This is a genomic window from Dictyobacter formicarum (genome assembly GCF_016587435.1).
Genome location: NZ_BNJJ01000012.1, coordinates 88,501 through 112,981, shown reverse-complemented (window position 1 = coordinate 112,981; position 24,481 = coordinate 88,501). Strand labels below are relative to the sequence as shown.

Below are 24,481 nucleotides of genomic sequence, written 5' to 3'. Positions count from 1 at the left end.
CTCAACATTAACTCTGTCTGGTTGGAATACACTGATCTCCGTCATGAAAGCTGAAGATCAAGAGATGACCAGTTTGTTTGAGCGCTTGCGAGCTGCTTCTGTTTCCTCTTCAGAGATGCCACGGATCGTTTGAATCTCGATCTCGATCGATTGTTGGCTGCTGGGCTCACGGCCAATGATATGCAGGCGTCCTTCGCGATTGAGATTAAAGGTGACCTCGATAGGAGCGCTCTCAGGCAGGCGCGGCGGTAGATGAAGCACGGCGTTGCCGATCTCCTGACCCAGCGTCACATCTCTCAGCGTTTTTTCGGCGACACTATTTTCCATCACCTGCAGTTCAGCTGTTTCTTGCTCGGCCTCCTGCGTATAGAATTTACTAACTTTGGTGAATGGCAACGGATCGTTGACCAGGACCAGGTTTGAAATAATATCCTGCTGGGTGTTGGGATCGAAGGCGATAATACCAAAGCTATGGCTGGCCACGTTTGTAACGGACATATCATTGTATTTTTTGACGGCGTGCAATTTCAGTCCGCTATCCTCTGCCACTTCCTGTTGTGCCTGCTCTTTGACGGTTGGGGAAACAGCGTCCAGGTCGATTTTTTCTTCGGTTTTACCGGTCAGCTCGGCGATTTTATGAATGATTTTCTCGTCGATTGCTAACTTGCGACCATAAACGGCGGCGCCTTTAGCCACGGCCTGGTCGGGATCAAATACTTTGAGGGGAACATTATATTCTTGTTTGAGGCGCTCACTGACCTGGGGCATCTTGGTTGAGCCACCCACCAGCAGGATCTGATCAAATTTGCTATAGCCCCGGCTCCTGGCCGCTTCGATGGTTGCGTTGGTGTAGTTGATGGTCTGTTCCAGTAGAGGCATGGTCAGCTCATCAAATTTTTCACGAGTCAGAGGGATACCAATGCGTTTGCCGTTATGGGAAACAACGACCGTCGTTTCCTTGCGCGCGGTGAGAGAATGTTTGGCGCTTTCTACACGAATCCATAGATCCTGTAGCGTCTCTTCGGTGTCGGCCGGATCATCGTTAGAGTCTGCCTCTTTCATCCATTGATCGGCCACGTAGCGGACCACAGCCTCGTCCCAGTTGCGTCCACCCAGCGTGTGGTCGCCACCGGTGGCTACGACAGTAATGGCGCCCCCTTGAATTTCGATGACAGTAATATCGAAGGTGCCACCGCCCAGATCATAGACCAGCACCAGTTGATCCTGCTCATTTTGCAATCCATACATTACGGCGGCGGCAGTTGGCTCGTTGATGATTTCACGTACATTGAAGCCGGCAATATCACCGGCCTTTTTGGTGGCATCTCGTTCGGCAATACCAAAATAAGCAGGACAGGTGATAACCACGTCTTTGACAGGGATGCTGGTCGCCTGCTCGGCATCGTCAGCCAGTTTGCGCAAGATATACGAAGAGATCTCCTCGGCCGTATAATCGGTGCCGTTGTAATGGAAGCGCCAGTCACTCTCTCCCATATGGCGCTTAACCAATTCGCATGCCTCGGTTGGATTCATGACGGCACTATTCTTGGCTTCTTTACCGACTATGCGGTTATCGCCTTCAAATTGCACAACGGAAGGCGTGGTTGAGTCACCTTCGAGGTTCGGGATAACGACCGGCTTACCAAATTCATCGACATAGGCGATGCAAGAGTAAGTTGTGCCAAGATCTATGCCAAATACTGTCGTTACTGTTTGATCGCTCACTGGATATATCTCCTCACGAGAATAATAATGAAATAGGGACCGGGAAGTAGATATTAGCGCCCCCGTTTATACATTATTGCTGTGGCTGGTCCGCGACATAGCGATAGGTTTCTACTATTTCTGGGCGCAGTATGCGGTTCTCATAGCTAAAACCTTTGCGCAGGCGGCTGGCGATCTGTTTGTCCAAAGATGCGTCGGAAGTTGGGACGGCCCTCAGGGCACGCTGTTTATTGGGGGTAAAGGTCGCTTCTGGTACCTGAAAGGCTTCGACCCCATTGTTGCTCAGCATCTCTTCAACACTCTCATGGAAAGATTTCATATTTCCAATAATGGTTGTATCCAGGTCAGGAAATGTTTTTTGCGTATTCTCAATAATATGATTTATATCGTCATAGAGTGAAATAAGATCGATCAAGAGGGGGCGTAAGATTTTGAAGTGGAGTCCTTCGCGATAGCTTTGCAGCTCGCTGTGCAGCGTATCGATCATACGCTCTTTGCTCTCATCGTATTTGACTTTCGTTTCAAAGTCTTGTTTTAATCCCTGCATGGCCGTCAAAAGCTGTTGCATGCCCTGAAACGTCTGCTCAAGCATATCAGTATTTGTATGTTCTGTGCCGGGAGCAGTTGTTTCTTGCTCAGCTGGTGAATGCGCGGCCTGTATTGGGGCGCTGGCCGTCTCATCTGTCAATGCTGCCTGTTGGTCTTCCGTCATGCACTAACCTCATTCATCTTTTTGAGAAAAGAAATTGATTTCTTAGGCTATTAAGGTTTTGGCTGGCAAAGATTGATTAATTTGAATTATTGAATTGCCAATGCTTTTGTAGTATATTCTGACCATTGTAGACTGTCAAGTAAAAATGGACATTGCTCTTTTAAGCGTATATTGAGTACTTTTTATGCGCAAAACGCCTATCATGGAGAGGAATAAAATCATGTTTGAGGATGATAACCTGGATACGCTGCGCGATGGAGTGATAATCAATGATTTACAGCTTGAGGAGGATGAGGAGGAGGGATTGCGGGGCGTGGGGAGCGGTAATGTGTTGCGTTGTCCACGTTGCCGGCGTACGCGGGGGTATCGACCCATTAGCCTGCTCAATGGTATTAAGGGCCAGCGTTGTATGAGCTGCGGAGCCGAACTGGTGCAGTGTGGCAATTGTCATCAGTTTACCATCCTGCCGCGTAGCCGTGGAAAAGCTCTGCTTACTTGCCAGCATTGTGGCAACCAGCTGGTGCCATGACATTTTCTGCATAGCTCGACTGCTGCTCAATGTCTCTTTCAGAACTCTTCCATTCATTTTCAAAAATAGTATATGTATAAAGGCAAGGTGCATGGCCAGGAAAAAGAAACAACCTCAAAACAAGTTTCGGATTGATAATGCAACCCATGACGCGACCCGTGATATAGCTGCGCTGCTTCCACCAGACTTACCGCCTGCACAGCTAGAGCAATCCTGGGTAAAGGGACGTGGTCTCTCCCTCTATATTCTGTGGAAACGCAGTAGCGAAGTTACACCTGCACTGCCTGCGCACGATGCTATCTGGAGCCATCAAACACCTGTCAATTTGTGGATGGTGACGCGGTGCCAATGGATGCCTGACCCGCAAGCGGCTGATGAGTGGCTGCCTCTGACATCTCTTATGGAAGGTTGCGATGTACTACATGCTTATCTGGAGGATGCGCGCCAGACGCTAAAAGAAGTAGCTTATATTATTTTGCATCTGGAAGAGACGCAGGTAAAGGTGCCTGCGGATGTGGTGAAGAGTATGCGTAAGCAGAAACAGTATCGCAAGAGAGCGCTGATTGAGAGTATAGATGGAGCGATTGAGGAGGTGTTGGATATGCTACAGCAGCGCCTGCGGCTGAATGAGAGCGCGCTGGAACAGGGCTGGGCTCCTGGACGCTTCACCCATTTCGATCGCGAGACCGGGCAGCGTGGCTGGCTGATTGTTTCGCCACGTGAAGCCATTGCTGTTCGCCTATCGATTCAGCAGATCTACAATTTTACCAGCTTGCTACAGCCACAAGATATTGAACGGACTGGCCAGCAAGAGGCACGGATTAGCTCACAGCGCTATAGCTCATTCTATGAGCGGGTGATGCAATGGAACGCGACCAACGATATTTTTGAGACTGTGGCCCAGCTAGAATCTATTGTTGAAGATGGCCAGAGATCGACCGATGGCCAGCTCTGGCTGAACTTTGCCCTGGCCGGCATTGGTGTGCTGTTGTCACTCTTTTCACTGTCCCAATTACGCTGGTTGCAGATCAGCGCGCTTTCCGGCCTGGGGCTAGCATCGATTTTCCATGCCTGCTATGCCCGCTTCGGAAAATATCCATTGCAGGTGCTGGGCTGGCTCTGCTTTGCACTCTCTCTGCTGCTGGTGGCATTACTCTACATCCTGTAATAACCTGTTGCTTTTATTTGTCAACTTGAAAATCGGTCCCTGGAGGTAGTTGCATGACCGCTGAATATACACCTTCTGTCTTTGGAATTGATCTGGGTACTACCTATTCCTGTATCTCTTATATTGATCAATATGGTAAGCCTGTCATTGTGCCAATGGAGGATGGCGGCACGACCTTGCCTTCCGTGGTGCGTTTCGATGGCACGCAACGCATCGTGGGTATGGAGGCCAGGAATAGCGCCGTTCTTTTTCCTACGCAAGTAGTTCAGGCGGTAAAGCGGCATATGGGGGAGGCCGATTGGCATTTCTCTTATCAAGGCATCGATTATACGGCTGAAGAGATTTCTTCGTATATTCTGCGTAAACTGGTGAACGATGCTGAGAACTATCTGCACGTGGTTGTTAAAGATGTCGTGATTACCTGTCCCGCATATTTTGGCGTTCTGCAACGCGATGCGACGGTGCGGGCCGGCGAACTGGCCGGTTTGATGGTGCGTGAAATCATCAATGAACCGACGGCGGCTGCTATCACATACGGTTTGCAGAATGAGCAGGGCGAGAAGACATTTCTGGTTTACGATCTGGGCGGCGGCACTTTTGATACCACGGTCATCAGGGTAAAGGCAGGCGAGATCGCCGTGGTCGCCACTGGTGGGGATGACAATCTGGGTGGCCGCAACTGGGATGAGGCGGTGCTGGTCTATCTGGCGGAGCAGTGGCAGACCCTGTCCGGCTCTAGTTCTGATCCTACCGATTTCCCCGAGTCGTTGCAGGATCTCTGGAGCAAGGCGGAAACCGCCAAGATTACGCTCACTTTGCGCTTGAATATCAATGTGACCGTGGCCCATGAGGGAAAGCTTATTACTGTACCTCTCTCGCGTGAAAAGTTTGCCGCCCTGACGGACTATTTGCTGGAAAAGACGATCAAGCTGACGCGCGAGACGATGTATAACGCGCGTATGCGCGACTGTGATCACTATGATCAAATTATTCTGGTTGGTGGATCGACGCGCATGCCACAGGTTGCCGCGCGGCTGTCTGAGGAATTTAATATTCCTGTCAGGGCTTTTGAGCCCGATACGGCTGTGGCCAAAGGGGCAGCCTGTTATGGCAATAAGCTTTCCCTGGATGAAAAGGTGGCCCGGCAGCTGACACAAAAAAAATAGGGATCGCCAACAACATCCTCAGCGGTCGTCATCTGTTATTCCTGAAGAGTTGCGTGTTGCCCAGGCTAAGGTGGCACAGAGCGATGGATTACCTGTTGAAGCTGTCAAGAAATTTAATGAGCTATCTATCTCCAATGTGACCAGTCATAGTTTTGGGGTCATTGTACTCGATGCGGAGACCCAAAAAGATATTATCTCAAATATTATCATGATAAATGATGCTCTCCCTGTGACTGAATCGAAGACCTTTTATACGACCGTGCCTAATCAAGAAGTGGTAGAGATGAAGATTGTGGAGAATACACAATTTGAATACCGCGTCTTTGAACTGACACAGGGACAGGATATTGGCAAGGTCCGGTTGCATCTGCCACCCCGCCTACCTGTGCAATCTCCGATTGAGGTTTTATTTACCTTACAACGCGACGGTCGCCTGTCGATCACCGCTCGTGAGCCCAAGAGTGATCGCCAGGTTATGGTCGATATTCAGACGGATCGTGTTATCTCTGCCAGGCAATATCAAGCTGCCAAACAGCGCTCCAGTGGCGTGTCAATCTCATAGAAGGACAAGTGTTGTGTCTATGGCAATCATACAGTGTACCCACTGTGGACATAAGTTTGTGCACACTCCACGGCGCGAGCAGTGTCCTCTTTGTGATCAACCACTGATCTCAAATGCGGCTCCCGAGCAGAAAGAGCAGGCACAGCCTGAACCACAACTAAATGCAACCGAGGAAGCACCTGTGTTGAGTGAGGAGGAACAGGCGGCCCAGGATTATGCGCAGGTATTGTTCCGCATTTTTGATACTTTGTTGCTTGCCAATTCCTGGGAAGAAGTGCGTGCCTTGATTGAGACTAATCAAGCACATTTGTTGATTCCCAGTTGCCAGCCGTTTCTGGCTGCCCTCAGTGCTTCTCTGCGTCAGAATAATCATCCAGATATTGCCGAGCATGTGGATATGTACCGGGAATTATTGCAGGATAGTTTAGAGTATGGATTTGAGGCGGCCTGGCAGCGTTTTTTACAGGCTCAGGATACTGCTGGGCAAGCTTTGCGCGATCTTCTTCTGGCTCATCTGAATGGCACTGTGCGCCAGGTCCTCCAGGAGCAGCAAGCTCTATTCTTATCGCCGATGGTTGTTGCCGCTCTATATCGTGCTATCGCTAGATTTGGTAGCGGGACAACCCATGTCAATGCTTACAATGCCTATCTTCTGCAACTTCTGCTGGACGCTCGCCAGGGTATATGGCCACCGCAGGAGCAGCAATTGCCAGTAATAGACGAGCAGCAACTTTCACCAGATGGTCGCCTGACCCTGTTCCCGGGTATGGCAGGTTTACACCCCGATGATCCTATGCTCAAGGAGATGCTGAATAGTCTGAGCGGTCCCAACGCACAACCTATGGATGCCGAGACGCGCGAGCTGTATAGTGACTTGTTAGTTGAAATGATGCGCTGGATGGATTTCTCTGCAATTGGAAAAGGGAATATGGCGGTGAATGCTGAGGGCAAAACGGCCATTCAAGCCAGGATAGATGCTTTATTGCCACGCATTGACCGGACCAGGCAGCCTCAATTCTGGGCTGCCATCCAGAATATCCGCGCGGCTTTGCCCCTCTTGAATGCGGATCAGGAACCTGTGCCTGTGCCAGCGGAGCCGACGTTCTCAGTGGAAGAAGCGCCAGTGCAGTGGATACAGGCACAGATGCTGCGCAGTTTTTATGCACTGGGTTATCTGGATGATGATTTCAATCGCGAGGAGCTGCTGACCAGGTTTGAGGTGGCGTTTTCTCTGCTTGATCCCGAGCTCAATATTGAGGAATGGAACTATGCGCTCATCGGTCGTGCCCAGATCAGGGTGTATCGTAGAACTGACCTGCCTATCTCGCAGCTTTTGCTATCGCTAGCCGATGTTGAGCAGGCACTCCACTTTTTTACACGTGAGCGTGATTTGGAACGCTGGGCCATGGCCCTGAATCTACGTTGCTGGATTTGTGCTGAACTGGAACAACTTACTGGCGATGGGGCGACCTATAATTCCCAGGTCATAGCGGATACATCACAGGTGATTGCCTCCTGTCAGGAGACGCAGATTGCTTCTTTCCTGTATTATGATGCCTTGCTGGCGCGTGGTATGGCATACACCATGCAGGTGGCGCATAATCAAACTTACTCGTTGGAACTGGCTCTAACAGATCTTAACATGGTTTTGCAGCAGGATGAGTTGTGTCAGCCGCTGACCGAGCGCTGGGCGACTGTGCAGGAGGCGTTAGGAACCGTTTATTACTATGCGCAGGATGGCGGGCGTGCGCGGGCGTTGCAGCAGGCGATTGCTTATTTTAATGAGGCGCTGCGCGTCTTTACGCCGGAACGTAATCGTTTGCAATGGGCGCAGATTACTTTTTTGCGTGCCATGGCCTATAGCGATTATGCTGAGGGGAGCGTGCTGCGCAATAAAGAGCGAGCCTTGCAGGATATGCTGCGCGTTGTCGATGATTTTTCGCTCGAAATTGCGCCGACGCGCTGGGCTTTTTTGCACGCTAATCTAGGCAACCTGTATCTCACACGTTTGATTGGCAAGCATAGTGAGAATTGTGAGCAGGCGATCGAGCATTATGGGCAGGCGCTGACCATCTTGAAGCCTGAAACATCCCCGATCATCTGGTCCATGGTCCTGGTAGGTAGGGGAACAGCCTATCGCCAATTGGCGGTTCCCGCTACAGATGATCGCTACGCTTACATGATCAGTCCATTAGAGATGTTGAAGCGGGCCTTCCAGCAGCCGGGTGAAGGTAATATTGTCCAGGATATGGCACAGATCTTTCCTCGCTATTTGAAAAACATTCAATTGGCGCTGCGCGATTTCGATGAGGCGCTGACCGTTTTATCGCCAACTGCTCATCCGCGTGAGTGGAGCTACGCCTGTCGTGAACGGGCTACCACTAATACACTGTATAATGTGTGGCATCAATTTACCGGAAACTGGAAGGGTGATCTGGCAGACCTGGATGCTGTGCTAGCGATTTATGAGCAACAGCATCTGCGCTTCGATTGGGCTGTGACCCTGAATAACCGTGCGCTTTTCTATCTGACGCAGTTACAGGCGGGGCAGTCTTCGGCGGCGCAGCTTGCCTTGCATGACACGGCTGCGGCGTTGACCGTTTTTACACGCCTGGTTTATCCACGTGAATACAGAAATCTATATGCGTTGCGCGCCCAGATTTTTTCTTGCCTTGGACAATGGGAACAAGCCCATGCCGCTTTGCTGGTGGTGCGCGATGTCTTGCGAACAACGCTATTGAATGCACCTTCTGGTAGTGATCAGTTTGAGGAGCTGGCAGAGGTAGCGGCCCATGATATTTATGTCTATGCCGCCCAGGTGTTGGTCAGGTTGGACCGTTATGCGGAAGCGGTCGTGGCGCTAGAAGAGGGGCGGGCGCAGCAGTTACGGCTGCAGCTGGCACTGGATATGATTACCTCCACACGCTCTACCGAAGATGAGGCGGCCCAGCAGCGCCGGCAGGCCTTTATCTCCGTTCGCGAAAGATGGCGTACGTGTCAGCAAGCGCTTAATCTTGACATACAGCAGGGAACATTATCTCAGGAGGAACTGGATATAGCTGCCCGGCAACTAGAAGGGATCTGGGTGGAGCTAATGAGTGCAGCCCAGATTATCCGCCAGCACGACGATCCCTCTTTTATGCAGCCTGTTCCAATCTTGCAGGATATTACCGGCGCTGTGGCCACGCCTGACGAAGCCTTGATATATCTGGTCAGTGGTATCTTCCAGGCCGATCATGGTGGTATGGCACTGATTGTGTCCAATCCACCAGGTCAGGAGCCCTGCATCCAACATCTGGATCTGCCACACCTCTCGCTGGAAACGATCTCTGCCATGTTTGATCCTGATCCAACCGCTAAGACCGTGCTAAAGATCGACGCCATTATTCAAACGTTGGGAGCGGCAGGATTGACAGCGCTGACCCATGCGTTATTGTCGCAGCCCCACCTGCGCCGTGTACGCTTGATCCCTTATGGCCGCCTGGGATTGCTTCCTCTGCCATCGGTGCGTGTGACCTTACCTGATAGGCAGTGGTCTCGCTTTGGTGACCTCTTCGAAGTTACAATTGTTCCGAGTGCCCGGGCCGCTCGTCTTTCTTATACCCATTTGCAAAGCACCAAAGAGGAGCTGCTCGTGGTTGGAAATCCCCAACCTTTGCCCGCTGGTTATCAAAGTTTGCCTTACGCGGAGGCAGAGGCTGAAATGATTCCTGCTCTGGCCCGCAAAGGCGGCTATGCTATCCAGGCTGTGCACGAAATACTTGGAGCACAGGCCACCAGGCAGCGAGTGCTTGAGCAATTACAACAGGCCTGGTACGCCCACCTGGCGTTGCATGGTGAATATGTGCCCTATGATCCACAATCCTCCCGGTTGATCTTTGCGGGTGATGAAAGTATGCCAGAAACCGAGTGTACCCTTACGTTACGTGAAGCGCTGGATGGGCGTGTTAATCTGCATGGCCTGCGTCTGCTGGTGCTCTCCGCCTGTGAAACGTCAGTCATCGATATCGAGCGTGTGCCCGACGAGGGGCTTGGACTGGCAAGCGGCTTTTTGCAGGCAGGAGTAGCCGGAGTGGTGGCCGCCCTCTGGCAGGTTAACGATCGCGCTACCTATCTGCTCATGACGCGCTTTGCGGAACTCTTTCTCAATCGATCGCTACAACTAACGCCTGCCCAGGCTCTGGCGCAGGCGCAGCGCTGGTTACGTGAGGAGGCCAGCTATCAGATCCTGGCAAACTATAAACCCCCACTGCTGACCTTCACCATCCAACGTATGAGTGAAAATCAGCAAAAAGTCCTCAACGCTATCCGCCACCATGCCGCTAAACGTGCCCGAACCCATCCGAGTGCCCTGCCTTATGCCGACCCCCGTTTCTGGGCCGCCTTCGTTGTCACCGGTCGCTGAAATTCCTTTTGATAGCCGTTCCTGGCAGTTTGTTCCACCTGAACTGTGACGGTCCATTGTCTGCGACCACCGATTGGAGAATGGATCTGCCTGGACGCAAGCACACAGATGCAATCGGAGGGTGTAGGGCTCGCGACCGCGGACCTCTATGAGCAGCATGGTCTGGTTGGCCGGTCGGCTCAGGCATTATTTATTTCTCAGCGTGAGAATAAAAATGGATGACGAGGGGAGATCAGCATCTGACTGTTGAGGTTTCTCTCTGAGCTTCATATTTGGTGTTGAGGAGCTGATTCATGGTATGCAGGTTGGAGATGATGCGTCTGGAGACGTGTAGTGCAAAGCTCAGGGTTGTGAAGGCTGCTGGATCTGTGTGGCGTAACTCTTTGCGCTTCTCTTCGAGCTCCTGAATAAGTTGTTTGAAATTTTGCATCAGTTGAACTGGTTGCTCGTGCTGTATGGCCAGAGCAAACGTATGTAAGGCCTGAGCAATACTATGGGTGAGCTGTATAACCATGGGGAGAGGAGGTCTCTCGGGCATCTCTAATAAATATGCTTCGAGCGAGAGAACGGTTTCCGCTATATGGTCGGCTTCGGTGAGCAGACACTGCATGGTATTTTTATCGAATTGATGGATTTCGGGTTCATTTAACGCACGCTCAACCGATGCATGCGCATTTGTGCGGTCCAGCAGGGCATCGCGTCGATATTGTTGGATGCGCTCAGCATCATATTGTCCCGGCGAGATATAGGCATTCATGACCTCCAGATAATATTTCCGTAGTGTCTCTAAACGCCTGGCGATATTTTCTGCTACCCGTAGATGTTCCCAGGTTGGCCAGAGAATATAGACCAGCAGAGCCAGTCCGCCGCCGATGATTGTATCAATTACGCGATAGAATTCGAGCTCTGATGCAGGTTGATTTATAAAAGAGAGCAGGATAATAATTTGTATCGTTATAAAGTAGGAGAAGAGGCTGTAATTGGCAAAAAGTAGTGCATAGGCGCAAGAGGTGACGATAGCTTCTATGATTAATAGGATAGTATTGGTGGGTGACACAAAATGCAGCAGTAAGGCGGTCGATAGCGCTCCGCACGTTGTCCCGATCATGCGTGCAATGCCGCGTGTAATAGTTGAGGTGAAGTCGGGACGTAGCACGAACAGGGCTGAAATCGGTATCCAGTAGCTACGCTCGATCGGCGAGAAGCGATAAATGGTCGCTGCAATGATCATGACAATCGCCAGGCGAATGGCGTGGCGGAAGGCTGTTGATTCTAGCGATAGATTGGCCTTTAATGTCGCCAATGGATTTTTAATATGCAATTCGGGTCGCCGGGGCAGGCGTATACGCCATGACATAGATGGTGGACCTGGATGGAGTGAGCTGGCTACTTTTTCTGCGGCTCGCAGGTGTGAACGCAACGCTTTGTAATAAAGTGCGATAGATTGTAGTTTATAATTTGACTTATCCTCTTCTACCAGCTTTTTTACCATCGTGTCGAGGACCTCATAGTTTTGAGATAGGTTGGTTGTTGTTGAATGAGACTTGACACTATGTGCAATTGCTCGCAGGATATTTTCTATTTGCCGCAAGATATTTTCAACTTTTTTAGCGTAACGCTCATTATCCTGATCCACCATCATTTGCAGAATATCGGTAAAGATTGTCAGTGACAGGCGGATGTTTGCGGCTTGTTGAAGTAATTGGGTGAATTTCCGCGCTTTTTTCCGACTCGATTTGCTCGTGTTCAGCGTATCCTCGGTCTGCTTTAATTCAACGTTGACCTGCCGGATATTATTAATGTCATTGGCATCCAGTGCGTAATCAGCCAGAGCCTGATAGCTGTTTGTGAGCATACTGCGCTCAGAACTGAGGCTCTGCCAGAATGGTATTACTGAAAGCAACACCTGGAATAGTGCGCCAATGAGCAGTAGCAGGGCTTCAAGTAGCGCCTGGATTGGGCTGAGATTGAAATGGGTCAGGATGATCAGTGCCAGTGTCGATTGCAGGCCAATGATCATGGCTTGCTGGCTGATGACAACCATGAGCCCCGCTATAAAGCTCCATAGGCCAATGAGGATGATCGATGGCCAGGGATAAGGACCTGCTAATGCTCCGACACAGGCTGATATTGCTACTCCCAGGCTGGCCAATAGCATAGTGCGTATGCGTATACTGTGCGTTGCATTCAGGCTGACGCTTCCCAGGCTGGATGCACCACCAGCAATCGATACACCTTCGACGACGTGTCCAGTGGCTACACCGAGTGCCAGCGGCAGGATGAAGCCAAAGGTGCTGATGAGCGAGCGCACAATCACGAGCTGCGAGCGATCAAAGCGAAAAGCCATTTTCCAGGCATGCTGTAAAGCGGCCAGCCAGGAGCCTCTTTTACCACTTGATATTCGTATGCTTTGTGCAGATTTTCCCATAGATGTGTGTAGCCTGCGTCATAATGATTAATATTCCCTTAGTAAGAAGGTGTTATGATATCGGTGTACTTTCTATACTCACGGTTAGCAATAGCCCGGTGATACATACGATTTCTTTCTCTATATGGTAGAGGCTACTCGTCTATTTGCCTGTTTCACCCGTATTTTAATCGAACATGCTTTTCATCATATTGAGCCTTAAAATTTTGTATTTCACGAAGTATCATCGTTACTCGTCGCTGCCAGAGCAATCGATGGTAGAGGAGTTAGCTAACATGCCAAAGGATACCACAGGTTTTACGATGGGTATTGAAGAGGAATACTTGATCGTAGATCCACAAACACGCGAGCAGGATTCTGCGGCGGCACGCGTTTTGCCTCGAGCGCAACGCGTGCTGGGGGAGCAGATCCAGCCGGAGCTACAACTCTCGCAAGTTGAAAGCACTTCTCCTGTCTGCCATACCTTAGCCGAAATTCGTCAGTCTTTGATCCAGCAGAGACGTTCTTTGATTGAGGCTACAGCGGCGATTAACAAGAAACTTGCCGCCTCGGCCACTCATCCTTTTTCCCATTGGAGCGGTCAGCGGGTACACCCTAAGGAACGCTATCAATCGCTCTTGCACGAGTTTCAACAGCTGGCTCGTGAACAGGGGATCCAGGGCTGCCATGTGCATGTGGGACCGCCTGGCCAGGCTCTTGCAGCTATATTCAGTCGGCTACGTAGCTGGTTGACTCCTCTACTGGCCCTCTCTGCCAATTCACCTTTCTGGTTGGGAGAAGATAGTGGTTACGCTAGTTTCCGCACCGAAGTATGGATGCGCTGGCCGCTATCTGGTCCGCCGCCGGCCTTTGCCTCGCTGGAGGAATATCGGGAATTGGTGCAGTCACTGGTGGCGGTCAAAGGTATAGAAGATGCGACAAAAATTTACTGGGATCTGCGTCTCTCGGAGCGTTATCCAACCATCGAGTGTCGGGTGGCCGATGTGTGCCTGACGATCGATGAAGCTGTGATGATAGCTGGCCTGACGCGAGCCCTGGTGCGTGCCTGCTATGAGCAGTCGCTACTGGATGCACCATTTCCTATAGTTCACCAGGATCTGTTGCGGGCTTCGCATTGGCGGGCAGCTCGCTACGGCCTGGAAGGTGATTTAGTAGATGTGAATACCCGCGAGATTATACCTGCGCCAGAACTGGTAGAGCGTTTAATGACGTTTGTGCGTCCAGCCCTGGAGGCGGATGGTGATTGGGATGAAGTATCTGGCCTGGTACGGCAGACCTTGCAGCAAGGAAATGGCGCCTGTAGACAGCGTGCAGTCTATCAACGCACAGGTGATATGCACGCGCTTGTCGATTTCATTATCAACGAAACCGCACGCGGCGTTCTATAATCTATTTCCAAAACAGGCAGAGGTGATGTGTTTGAGCATATTACCCCTGTCTGTTTTTGTGTTTGAAGGGCGTGGAGCAGCTATCTTGGCAATCTGATACCAGGCTGGTATACTCGTCGCATTGGGGTGTGTAGGAACGAAGAAGGCGAGCAAATATTATGTCGGTACCGCAAGAAGAAGCTGGCAAACGTATCGCGCAGGCTAATACAGAACATATCCAGGGTATCGTTGAGCGTGTCACTTACCATGCCGAAGATTCAGGTTATACCGTTGCGCGCTTGAAATTGCCGTCCGCACGAGACTTGATTACAATTGTAGGCAGTTTTCCTGAGATCCATGCTGGTCAGACTTTACGCTTGACCGGCTATTGGCGCGAGCACTTAAAGTATGGGCAGCAGTTCCAGGTGGTGCATGCGCAGGAGACGAAGCCGGCTACCCTGACAGGGCTGGAGAAATATCTGGGTAGTGGCTTAATCAAGGGTATTGGTCCTGTGACGGCGAAGCGCATCGTGGCTCATTTTGGTATGGATACTCTGGAGGTCATTGAGCAGCAGAGCGAGCGTCTCTCTGAGGTTCCGGGTATCGCGCAGAAGCGCATAACTATGATTGCCCAGGCTTGGCAGGCTCAGAAAGCCATTAAGGAAGTGATGATCTTTCTGCAGGGTCATAAGGTTTCTACGACGTATGCGGTGAAGATCTTTAAACACTATGGCGATAGCGCGATTGACAAGGTGTCGCAGAATCCTTATCAACTGGCGACCGACATCTATGGCATTGGCTTTATTACCGCCGACACGATTGCTCGTTCTTTAGGCATTGCGCCCGACTCTTCTTTCCGCTACCGGGCCGGTATCCTGCATATCCTGCAGCAAGCTTCCGATGATGGACATTGTTTCTTGCCGCAAACTGAGCTGATCGAGCAGGTGGTTGAGCGACTGGCCCTGCCCGATTTTCCAGTTGATGCAGATAAGATTACCTCGCTGATAGCGGAGATGGCTGAGGACGGACAGTTGATCATCCAGCCCGGCTATGCCGATATGGCTGAGCAAACCATCTGCTATGCGCCAGCTTTTTATCATACCGAGGTTGCGCTGGCCAGAAGGTTGGCAGCTTTCGCGCAAGAACCGATCGCGGTCGATGCGCTGCGTGTGCAGCGCTGGATCGATGGATACACGCAGAAGAAGGGTATTCAGCTTTCTGAGGAACAGCGCCAGGCCGTTGAGCTGGCTGCGTCTTCGCGGATGCTGCTTCTGACGGGCGGCCCTGGCTGTGGCAAAACCTTTACCACCCGTACCATCGTGGCTTTATGGAAAGCCATGGGCAAGTCTATCGTGCTGGCTGCTCCCACGGGACGCGCGGCCCAGCGTCTGGCTGAAATGACCGGCCGCGAGGCCAAAACCGTCCACCGCCTGCTGGCTTTTGATCCCAAAACCATGCAATTCCGCTATAATGAGCAGAATCCATTGGAAGCGGATGCACTGGTGGTGGATGAGACGTCGATGCTCGATCTGTTCCTGGCCCATTCGCTGGTCAAAGCCATTTCAACGCGGGCCCAGGTATTATTTGTGGGCGATATTGATCAACTGCCCAGCGTCGGACCCGGTATGGTATTGCGTGATCTGATTACATCAGGACTTTTGCCGGTGGTGCGCCTGACCTCTATATTCCGGCAGGCCGCTGAGAGCCATATTGTAACCAACGCCCATCGTATCAATGCCGGCCAATTTCCCCACCTCACTCCCACGACAAAGTTTGCCAGCTCCGACTGCCTCTGGTTGGAGGCGCCAGAACCCGAGCTGGGCGCCGAAGGTATCAGCCACCTGGCCAGTCACTATCTGCCCGCGCACGGCATAGATGTCGTCCAGCAGGTGCAGGTGCTCTGTCCTGCGACGCGTGGCGAGGCGGGCACACGACATATGAATACCTTGCTCCAGCAGATACTCAATCCGCTAAAGCCTGGCGGCATCGAACTGACACGTGGCGGCCATACCTTGCGCGTCGGGGATCGCGTGATCCAGCAGGTCAATGATTATCAGCGTGAAGTTTTTAACGGCGACCTGGGCACGATTACCGCGCTCAACCTGGAGGAGCAAGAGGTCAAAGTGCGCTTCGCCGAGCGGGAAGTCAGCTACGATTACGCCGACCTCTCAGAACTATCCCTGGCCTGGGCGATTACCATTCACAAGTCCCAGGGTAGTGAATATCCAATTGTGATCATCCCCATTTTCATGCAGCACTACATGTTATTAAGCCGCAATCTGATTTACACCGGCTTGACGCGCGCTAAAAAACTGGTCATCCTGGTTGGCCCCACCAAAGCTATTGGCACTGCCATTCACCGCATCACCGATCGTGAGCGCTACACCGCCCTCGCCGACCGGCTCAAAACCAACCCACAATAATTCGTTAGGCCACAACGTAGATGTTACCGTAGGTGTGGGCCTCAGGCTGTTACCTTGTTGGAGCGGGCAGCGGCGTCAGCAATCGCAAAAATAGAGATCTGGAAATTAATAAATAGCCTTTGATTTGATATATTGGTATAAGTTATAGATCTCATTTTATTGAGGTGTATAGCGTGTCGGTTGAGTAACCCGTCCAATTTGCCATTCATAAAAAGGAAGCGTATGGCTATGCAGAAAAAAACAACGACCCGGCTACTATTAGTACGGCACGGTCAAACAGAAAACAGCAGAGAGGATGCATTCTGTGGCGTCACAGAAATCCCGTTGACTGAAACCGGACATGAGCAGGCCCGGCAGGTGGCTGAGCGCCTGCGCTCACAGACCATCGACGCTCTCTATTGCAGCCCTCAGATAAGGGCGCGCCAGACGGCCGAGCCGATTGCGCAGGCATTGAAGCTCGAAATCCAACTGCGTGAAGCTCTGCGTGAGATGAACTTTGGTACCTGGGAGAACCAGCCCCGTGCCTATCTTGCCGAGCACTATCCACTAGAACTATCCCATTGGGAGGAAGGCTCGTGGATGACACAGATTCCCGAAGGAGAGACTCAGCAAGCCGTGATAACGCGTGTCGTCCCCTGTGTAATTGAGCTGTTACAGCAGCATGCCGGACAGACGGTGCTACTGGTAAGCCATAAATCAACCTTACGCTTGCTAGTGGGCCATATCATCAACATGTCTTTGCCGGCCAGCCGCTGCCTGCGCCTCGATCCGGGTGGTATTACCGAGGTCCGTCTCACCAATGATCAGGCCCAGCTTATTTACCACAACGACACCAGTCACCTGATCTGAAATCTTTCTCTGCATGTTGCAGAAAAGGTGTTGTGATGCCGCTGTACACCATCGCGGGCGCATGCGCGCCCGCGTTGTTTTTTATGATGTCGTGCCAGACATGCGCTCAGCGCATGTCTGGCACGACATCATAAAACTTTTTGAGCGCCGAAGGCGCGAACAGTCAGAGGCCACAGGCACGAAGCGCATAGTTTTTCAAACACTTAGCGGGGGGCAGTGCCTGTGGGTAGACGAAATAGGTAAGGATGGCTTATGCTATAGAAAGAAGACGTTTTCTTTTTGTGTATAAGGAGATCATTGCATGATCACTGCTTGCCTTATTGGTGTATCTGGCTTTGGAAATGTTCATTATCAAGACCTGGTGCGTGCAGTGGAGCGCGGCGAGGTTCGTTTATTGGGTGCAACCGTTATAAATCAGGAAGAAGAGGCGGAGAAATGCCAGCATTTGCGCTCAATCGGCTGCGAAATATTTACCGATTTTACGCAGATGTTGGCGCATTTTCATGGCCAGTGCGACATTTGTTTTATTCCGACTGGCATCCCTTTGCATACACCAATGACGCTGGCTGCGCTGCGTGCCGGGGCGCATGTTTTTGTAGAGAAGCCTGCGGCCGCAACCATTCAGGATGTGCTGGCTATGCGCGCCTGCGCGGAAGAGACGGGACGCTTTGTGGCGGTTGGCTTTCAGACGATGTATGCGCATGAGACGTTCTGGATGAAGCGAGCCATTCTGGAACAGCAGATTGGTAAGTTGCAGAGCATCAAGTGCTATGCTTTGTGGCCTCGTCTGGATAATTATTACGCACGCAATGGCTGGGCTGGTCGTTTGCAAATACATGGCGCCTGGGTGCTGGATTCGCCTTTTAGCAATGCTGTTTCACATCAATTGAATATGCTCTGCTTTTTAGCTGGCAGTGAATTGACGCGCTCCGCTACTTTGCGCAGTGTCGAGGCCGAGTTATATCGAGGCCATGTGATTGAAAGCACGGATACTGCCTGTATACGTGTGACCACAGAAACTGATGTGCCGCTCTATTTCTATGTGACCCATTGTTCTGTGCAGCAAGCCGGACCCGAAATTATTGTACGCGGCGAGCGGGGCAGCATCCACTGGACGACCGGGCGTGTGGCGATTACGCGTGGGGATGGCACGCATGAGGAGATGGACTGCGACACCGGCCTGAATCTGCGCGATCGGCTGATGCAGCATCTTTATCGTAAAGTGGCTGATCCGCAAAGTTTTGTCTGCGATCTGGATATCGCCGGTGCCCATGTCCTATGTGTCAATGGAGCGCATGAGTCTTCGCCTATTCATCAATTGGAGCCAACTTTGCTGCAACGTTTTGAGGAGTCCGGTTCGATCAAAACGGTAATCGAAGGTATCGATGACGTAATCCAGCAAGCTTTTACGCAAGAAAAACTATTCAGTGAACTTGGTGTGCCATGGGCCAGAGCCGGAAGGGTGGTTTCCCTGGCCAACTACACGCATTTTCCCGCTGCCGAAAGCTAAGTAGTACTTCTCGTTTGTGATGTGCTGCCTTCCGTCCGCAGCACACCACAAACTTTTTTGACAGGTTGTGCAAAACAGTATTATGCAATGTTCCTGATGGGGGTTTTCATGGCGTTCCTCCCTATACAACCTGGATAGGATCACCGACAGGGATAAAGGTGATTTTGACCTCGGGGATTTTGGGCTGTAGCCAGTCGACCAGATATTGCATGCCGGCCTCTTCACTGGTGGCGTGACCTAAGATAATCAACGCTTTCTTCTGACCAGCGGCGATGGCATCGCGTATGTACTCACCGGTCTGCCATTCGGTGGTTTCTCCGCACAATGCTACGTCCAGGTTGGCCAGATGGAAGGCTTTAATCTGGTTATCTCCTCCGATCGATCCCAGTAGCATGCCAATGCGCTGACAAGGCATATCTAAATCTCCGATGATGCGGATCGTGCTGGTGCCTAACTTTTGTTTCAACTGCTCGATCACATGAGCGACCGTGGTAGGGGGAATATGAATGACATAGCGATTGTCCGTGTGTTGATAATTTTCCCAGCCCAGCACCTTTTCGACGCCGACCTGGATACCATCTGGCTCGTGCATATGCCAGTAATCATGGAAGCGCCAGATGGTCAATTTGTGCTCCTCAATAAATGTGCGCTTGGCGGCGTAGACGGGGTCATCGCCCAGCCAATCAGTGTTATCGCGGTGGTCATAAAATGTGGGTTCATGGGTAATAATCAGGTTGGCTCCCAGCGCGACTGCCTGCCGCAACACATCCAATGTGGCAGTAAATGTCGTCACAATGCCACTCACCTCCTGGTTTGGATCACCACATTTGAACGTATCGACAGAATCTTCTAATGGTGCATTGGGTATTTCCGCAATCATGAGATTAATAACTTCCTGGATCGCCTTCGCCATAAGTGTTATTCTTTCTCCCTCATAGATTATTTGCTTCTAAGCTGATATTTTGTTTGTATAAAGCATAGCATATTATTTACAGTAGTCGGAAACACCGCTCACACGCTCCAATTATAAATGTGATACGGTAACGATGTACGAATAGTCATATATTGTTATTCATAGCGGTTATTTTTCTTACCTCACAATATATGACTGACGATTGACAAGGAGGATGTATAGTATGGCGTCATCAACTGGTATGAAGGTGCAGGTAGGCGATCGAGCTCCTGACTTTACTTTGTCAACCCAGGATGGCAAGCAGGTTAGCCTGAAAGATTATCATGGTCAGAAAGCTGTAGTGCTCTATTTTTATCCCAAAGATGATACCCCGGGTTGTACTGCAGAGGCCTGCGCCTTCCGCGATAGCTACGAGGTATTTAAGGATGCTGGCGCTGAAGTGCTCGGCGTCAGTTCTGATTCAGTGGCTGCGCATCAGAAATTCTCGACCAAATATCGACTGCCATTTATTTTATTGAGCGATAAAGATGGGGCGGTCAGAAAACGTTATGGCGCGGTCTCTGCCTTTGGACTGATACCTGGCCGCGTTACCTACATTATTGACAAGGACGGTATCGTGCGTCATGTTTTCTCGTCTCAGCTGGCGGCCGAGCGCCACATCGATGAAGCCTTAAAAACCCTTCATTCCGCCCGCTAAGAATTCAAACGATTTTTATTGGTGCTGGTCCATCCAAAGCCTCTCAGGCTTTGGATGGACCAGCACCAATACTTCCCCTCTTCTTTATTGTTTGCTGGCTTCCATTAAACATATAGCCCTTGGTAATGATGACCAGTCGCGAGAAGCCACCGAAACCCTTCTGCCGGGGTGCGAGCATGCTGGGAGCTTGATTAAATCTCCGCCCAACCTCCCTCCCTTCTCCCGCCGCATGATCTTTTACAAATAAAGCTGGTATAAGGTGGGAGGTGCAGGAGGGCCGGCGAGGCCCTCCTGCCGGGGAGTGGGGTGTCCCCCATAGGCGTCAACTTAAGAAAAAGTACTTGAACAACTGAACAACTGAAGAGGATGCAAGGCAGAGCCAAACTTGGTACACTGGACATGTACAAACCTAATCCAGACCAGGAGTGACTCGTGCCTCAACACCATCATGATACTCAATACGCCCAGGCTTCGCAACAACTGTGTGCCCTTTCCAATCAGCAATGGCAATGGTTTGTCCAGGAATACTTGCCAGGAGATCTTGATGAGCAAGCACTGCACTACAAAGCATTCCGTCGCAAACGGCATTTGGCTTCGCCCAGTGACCTGCTGCGGGGATTGCTCTGCTATATGCTCAGTCAATCGTCCTTGCGCCAATTAAGCTTGTGGAGCGCGGCGACTCAGCCCAACAGTCCCCCGTTAAGCAAGCAAGCGTGGCATCAACGTTTACGCCAGTCAACCGACTGGCTGATGTGGATTGCCAATACGTTGTTGGCCCACCAGACCCAGACCACTGCAGTTCAGGGACAGGTGTCCGGACGTCTATTGCTCGTGGATGGAACGCATTTCACCTGTCGTGGCCCCCACGGCACCTCATGGCAGGTGCGTGCCACCTACCATCTACTCACCAGTCAGCTTGCAAGCTTGCGCGTGAAGCGAGGAACAGGAGGTGAAAATCTGTGTGATCTTCCCCTTCAGCACGGGGATGTGGTCGTGGCTGATGCTGGTCATAGTCATCCCAAATCCGTGTTTGCAGTGGCGGAACAAGGCGCATGGTCGCTCATTCGCTGGAGTCCCTTTCACCTGCCACTCGCGGAGTTGACTCCTGAGTCTGCAACAGAGAAACCAGCGATGATCGATTGGCATCAGTGGCTCCAAAGCTTGCCTGTTGGCGTGCATCAAAAGGATGTGCAGGTGCTGCACGCACACAAGTGCGTGCGTCTGCACCTCATCGTTGAGGTCCCACCAGCCGAGGAAGCGGAACGCATGCGTGAGCGCAAGCGGCAGCAAGACCGCGACAAAGGGCGCAAGTCGACTGACGATGCAATTTTCGCAGCCGGCTTTCTGCTCTTGGTGACCAGCATTCCTGAGACGTATTGGTCTGCCGCCCAGGTGATCGAAGCCTATCAAAGTCGTTGGCATGTGGAAACGCTCTTCAAACGCTTTAAACAAGTCATTGACGCCCATCATCTAGATTGCACGCGAGCCGATACCGCACAGGCCATGGTCGCAACGTTACTGGTCGCGTGGTTGTTGGTGGAACAGCAGACCGAGCAAACCAGTCAACTGCTCGTTGAAGCCCAGAAGAGCCAGCAACAAGATGCAACCCCCACCAGTTTGTATCAGCTCAATCGCTTGAGTGCGCAGGGGGTGGAGCAAATCGTGAAAGGCTATTGGGACCCACGAACCTTGAAAAGTCATATCAGGCAATGTATTCGTCTCTTGCGCGATAAACGCCAGCGACCTATCCTAGAGCAGCAACGACGGGTGCATTTCCAGAAGGAGTTCGCTCGTCTATCAGGTGATGATGCAATCTTCAGTTGTTCAAGTGCTTAAGTTGACGCCTATGGGGGTGTCCCCACTAACATCCTCTCCCCTCCTCCCGCCGAAGGCGGGAATACAAGAGATCATTTATACCTTCTTAAAAAGTAAAAGATCATCAGGCGGGATACATGAGACATTGTATACCTGATTAAAAAGTAAAAGGCCATCAGAAGGACATTTCCCTTCGTTGCGTAGTCCGTAGAGCAATGTCAGGCCGAAAATTCGGCGAGTGGGAAGGAGCGATGGTTCCGAGGTGGAACCAGGTAGTTCTGCCGATGGGTCGTAAACAGGACCGAGTTAAAGCCTGCGCCATGAGAGCGTGGCGAGATAGCGAGCTTTGTACCATCGGGATAGACACCGTCCATCGCAAACCGTGTGCGATTGAAGTTCCCAATCGTCGGCTGGAAGATGATAAAGTGCAGCCCAGCAGCGTGCTGCTTGCTGAAATGGTCTCCCGTTGGATCGGACGTATAATAGAATGGATTGTCCAGGGTATTGAAATCACCGCGCGCGGAGACGGCTATACCTGCGGGATAGGTCTTGCCGTAGTTGGTGGTCGTCGGTGTAGGCTGGCGCACAATTGGTTGCATACTTCCACTATGACCGTAGTCTTTGTGTTGTTGGACATCCTGAACCACATTGCTCTCATTCAACTCAGGTGGTGGATTCACCGTGAGCGTTCCCGCGGGAACTGAGAGGCCAGGCCGAAAAGTAGCCCGCGTGCGATCAGCAAACTGAGAGAAGCTCTGACCGTACCAGGTTGCCAGATCTTCAAACAGATGAGAGAGGTGCATAGTTGTCCCTTGTTTGAAGTAACCGTTGGGCCACTGATCGGTCTGTCCCGGTATGGTCTCCAGACTGGGAATATTGTCGGGAGCCATATTCGCCTGTAAGGTGGTGGCAAAGCCGAGAAATACCTGAGCTTGGGGAGGAATTGACTTCGCACCGGGAATATTTGCCGCTAGAGCCATCTTGCTCGGCAGGCCCTGTTGCCCATAGAACCCTCCCCCGGCGAAACCTCTACGTATACTTGTGACGGTGAAGAGGTTGCCTGCCGTCTGGTTGCTTTCCATTTTGAGAAGAGCGGAGGGGGGAGCAGAAGGGGACCCGAGGAAGGCAGATGGTGCAGCAGAGGGGGTGCCGAAAATGGCTTTGGAGCCTTCGATGATATTGGCAATCGAATTACTGCGCAGTAACACCATCACATCATTTTGCTCCAAACGGACCGGTCCAAAACCAGCAGGGGGTTGGTCACTGGGAAACGTCATGGTCTCCTGGACTGCATACACTTTCTGTTTTTGTTTCTGAGATGTCGCCAGATCAACCGGCATATACTCCGGGTAGCGCGTTCCGGCCTTGAAAAAACTCGAAGATTTCCCCAGAACCGGCAGATAATGTTGGAAGTAAGGGAGTCCCCAGGCTATCAGGATGTTCAATCCATTGGGAGTCGCGGGCGGGAATTTTTGTTCCAGGCCCGCTACGGTGGATTCCAGCTGTTGCTGCGCTGCCTGTAAGGCTTTCGCATTCGCCGGAACCTTCAATTTCGCTGTGATGATATGATTGTGCAGGGGATGGACCACCACCGGGATCGTGTTCGTACCACTACTGCTGATGCCTGCGCTATTCAGGTTGACGACTTGCTGGTTCGGAATAATATATTGTTCCATCGGCAGTGGTTGAGTGGCAGCAAAAGCAGTCTGTTCGGGTGGTTGAACAAACTCATCGATCAGTTCGTAGATGCCAGCGGAAGAGAGGGCTGCTCCAAGTGTGTATGCTGTCCCTGTCAGAAAACGTCGTCTACTCAGTGCCTGATACCGTTCTACGGTGAACCTCCGTTTATTGTATTTTGTCATGAGATTCATCTCCTTTACTTGGAATTGGTACCCTTTTTATTGCTCTGATTGCGACCAAACACTATGAAGATTATTCATCCTCCATTATGATATCTTGCTCACCAGAAGGATTGTCATCATCCAAAAGAACGATTTTTGGATATGTATACATCCGAGGCGCAACGGGATGTAGCAATGTGATGCTGTATAGCAGCTTGCCGCCTTCCTCAGATCGGTTTATTCGTCTCGTCAAGAGCTTGCGACAGCCCAGTGGCATCTGCCTATTTCTTTTGGGCACCCGACGCGGCACATTCTGGTGCACGGGCGCATACGCGCCCAAGACTTTGTTCTAGAGTGAGTTGCCAGCAGCG

General features: G+C 51.4%; 17 protein-coding genes. 12 read left to right on the top strand and 5 right to left on the bottom strand.

What is annotated here, in order from left to right; genetic code table 11:
- Positions 1-57: 57 nt before the first annotated feature.
- Positions 58-1,725, bottom strand: a complete 1,668-nt coding sequence (locus JMI88_RS21270) for an Hsp70 family protein (protein ID WP_201363981.1) — start codon at positions 1,723-1,725, stop codon at positions 58-60.
- A 73-nt stretch (positions 1,726-1,798) separates the two neighbouring features.
- Positions 1,799-2,437 carry a nucleotide exchange factor GrpE gene (locus tag JMI88_RS21265; protein WP_201363980.1) on the bottom strand — a complete coding sequence of 213 codons (639 nt, stop codon included), beginning with the start codon at positions 2,435-2,437 and terminating at the stop codon, positions 1,799-1,801.
- 220 nt (positions 2,438-2,657) lie between these two features.
- On the opposite strand from JMI88_RS21265, the gene JMI88_RS21260 reads away from it, so the two are divergent.
- From JMI88_RS21260 to JMI88_RS40750, 6 genes are all read left to right on the top strand, one after another.
- Complete coding sequence (locus JMI88_RS21260; protein WP_201363979.1) at positions 2,658-2,966, top strand: hypothetical protein; 309 nt, start codon at positions 2,658-2,660, stop codon at positions 2,964-2,966.
- Between the two features lie 91 nt (positions 2,967-3,057).
- Complete coding sequence (locus JMI88_RS21255; protein WP_201363978.1) at positions 3,058-4,134, top strand: hypothetical protein; 1,077 nt, start codon at positions 3,058-3,060, stop codon at positions 4,132-4,134.
- Between the two features lie 53 nt (positions 4,135-4,187).
- Complete coding sequence (locus tag JMI88_RS21250; protein ID WP_201363977.1) at positions 4,188-5,300, top strand: Hsp70 family protein; 1,113 nt, start codon at positions 4,188-4,190, stop codon at positions 5,298-5,300.
- A 49-nt stretch (positions 5,301-5,349) separates the two neighbouring features.
- Positions 5,350-5,862 carry an Hsp70 family protein gene (locus JMI88_RS21245; protein WP_201363976.1) on the top strand — a complete coding sequence of 171 codons (513 nt, stop codon included), beginning with the start codon at positions 5,350-5,352 and terminating at the stop codon, positions 5,860-5,862.
- 19 nt (positions 5,863-5,881) lie between these two features.
- Positions 5,882-10,267 carry a CHAT domain-containing protein gene (locus JMI88_RS21240; RefSeq protein WP_201363975.1) on the top strand — a complete coding sequence of 1,462 codons (4,386 nt, stop codon included), beginning with the start codon at positions 5,882-5,884 and terminating at the stop codon, positions 10,265-10,267.
- Positions 10,268-10,312: 45 nt separating this feature from the next.
- Positions 10,313-10,489: a thioesterase family protein gene (locus JMI88_RS40750; protein WP_201363974.1), complete on the top strand. Its 177-nt coding sequence runs from the start codon at positions 10,313-10,315 to the stop codon at positions 10,487-10,489.
- Positions 10,490-10,499: 10 nt separating this feature from the next.
- Here JMI88_RS40750 and JMI88_RS21230 read toward each other — a convergent pair whose 3' ends face one another.
- Positions 10,500-12,695, bottom strand: coding sequence for an FUSC family protein (locus JMI88_RS21230; RefSeq protein WP_201363973.1), 2,196 nt, complete (start codon positions 12,693-12,695; stop codon positions 10,500-10,502).
- Between the two features lie 275 nt (positions 12,696-12,970).
- On the opposite strand from JMI88_RS21230, the gene JMI88_RS21225 reads away from it, so the two are divergent.
- The 4 genes from JMI88_RS21225 (at position 12,971) to JMI88_RS21210 (ending at position 18,844) form a co-directional block, all read left to right on the top strand.
- Positions 12,971-14,083, top strand: a complete 1,113-nt coding sequence (locus JMI88_RS21225) for a carboxylate-amine ligase (protein ID WP_201363972.1) — start codon at positions 12,971-12,973, stop codon at positions 14,081-14,083.
- Between the two features lie 158 nt (positions 14,084-14,241).
- Positions 14,242-16,485 (top strand): SF1B family DNA helicase RecD2, encoded by a 2,244-nt coding sequence (gene recD2, locus JMI88_RS21220; RefSeq protein ID WP_201363971.1) that lies wholly within the window; start codon positions 14,242-14,244, stop codon positions 16,483-16,485.
- A gap of 228 nt (positions 16,486-16,713) precedes the next feature.
- Positions 16,714-17,334 (top strand): histidine phosphatase family protein, encoded by a 621-nt coding sequence (locus JMI88_RS21215; RefSeq protein ID WP_201363970.1) that lies wholly within the window; start codon positions 16,714-16,716, stop codon positions 17,332-17,334.
- Positions 17,335-17,635: 301 nt separating this feature from the next.
- Positions 17,636-18,844 (top strand): Gfo/Idh/MocA family protein, encoded by a 1,209-nt coding sequence (locus JMI88_RS21210; protein ID WP_201363969.1) that lies wholly within the window; start codon positions 17,636-17,638, stop codon positions 18,842-18,844.
- Between the two features lie 121 nt (positions 18,845-18,965).
- Here JMI88_RS21210 and JMI88_RS21205 read toward each other — a convergent pair whose 3' ends face one another.
- On the bottom strand, positions 18,966-19,757 hold the full coding sequence (locus tag JMI88_RS21205) for a Nif3-like dinuclear metal center hexameric protein (RefSeq protein ID WP_201363968.1): 792 nt from the start codon (positions 19,755-19,757) through the stop codon (positions 18,966-18,968).
- Between the two features lie 241 nt (positions 19,758-19,998).
- Between JMI88_RS21205 and JMI88_RS21200 the strand changes: the two genes are divergently transcribed.
- A complete protein-coding gene (locus JMI88_RS21200; protein ID WP_373323933.1) occupies positions 19,999-20,454 on the top strand; it encodes a peroxiredoxin in 456 nt (151 codons plus the stop codon).
- A gap of 432 nt (positions 20,455-20,886) precedes the next feature.
- Positions 20,887-22,290, top strand: a complete 1,404-nt coding sequence (locus tag JMI88_RS21195) for a transposase (protein ID WP_201360699.1) — start codon at positions 20,887-20,889, stop codon at positions 22,288-22,290.
- 197 nt (positions 22,291-22,487) lie between these two features.
- Here the strand turns inward: JMI88_RS21195 and JMI88_RS21190 are convergent, their stop codons facing one another.
- Positions 22,488-24,131, bottom strand: coding sequence for a DUF7405 family protein (locus JMI88_RS21190; RefSeq protein WP_201363966.1), 1,644 nt, complete (start codon positions 24,129-24,131; stop codon positions 22,488-22,490).
- Positions 24,132-24,481 lie beyond the last annotated feature (350 nt).

Excerpts from the sequence above, each read along its gene's own strand:
- JMI88_RS21265 (WP_201363980.1), bottom strand. The coding sequence starts at position 2,437 with ATGACGGAAGACCAACAGGCAGCATTGACAGATGAGACGGCCAGCGCC.
- JMI88_RS21260 (WP_201363979.1), top strand. The coding sequence starts at position 2,658 with ATGTTTGAGGATGATAACCTGGATACGCTGCGCGATGGAGTGATAATC.
- JMI88_RS21255 (WP_201363978.1), top strand. The coding sequence starts at position 3,058 with ATGGCCAGGAAAAAGAAACAACCTCAAAACAAGTTTCGGATTGATAAT.
- JMI88_RS21250 (WP_201363977.1), top strand. The coding sequence starts at position 4,188 with ATGACCGCTGAATATACACCTTCTGTCTTTGGAATTGATCTGGGTACT.
- JMI88_RS21240 (WP_201363975.1), top strand. The coding sequence starts at position 5,882 with ATGGCAATCATACAGTGTACCCACTGTGGACATAAGTTTGTGCACACT.
- JMI88_RS21230 (WP_201363973.1), bottom strand. The coding sequence starts at position 12,695 with ATGGGAAAATCTGCACAAAGCATACGAATATCAAGTGGTAAAAGAGGC.
- JMI88_RS21225 (WP_201363972.1), top strand. The coding sequence starts at position 12,971 with ATGCCAAAGGATACCACAGGTTTTACGATGGGTATTGAAGAGGAATAC.
- recD2 (WP_201363971.1), top strand. The coding sequence starts at position 14,242 with ATGTCGGTACCGCAAGAAGAAGCTGGCAAACGTATCGCGCAGGCTAAT.
- JMI88_RS21215 (WP_201363970.1), top strand. The coding sequence starts at position 16,714 with ATGCAGAAAAAAACAACGACCCGGCTACTATTAGTACGGCACGGTCAA.
- JMI88_RS21210 (WP_201363969.1), top strand. The coding sequence starts at position 17,636 with ATGATCACTGCTTGCCTTATTGGTGTATCTGGCTTTGGAAATGTTCAT.
- JMI88_RS21205 (WP_201363968.1), bottom strand. The coding sequence starts at position 19,757 with ATGGCGAAGGCGATCCAGGAAGTTATTAATCTCATGATTGCGGAAATA.
- JMI88_RS21200 (WP_373323933.1), top strand. The coding sequence starts at position 19,999 with ATGAAGGTGCAGGTAGGCGATCGAGCTCCTGACTTTACTTTGTCAACC.
- JMI88_RS21190 (WP_201363966.1), bottom strand. The coding sequence starts at position 24,131 with ATGACAAAATACAATAAACGGAGGTTCACCGTAGAACGGTATCAGGCA.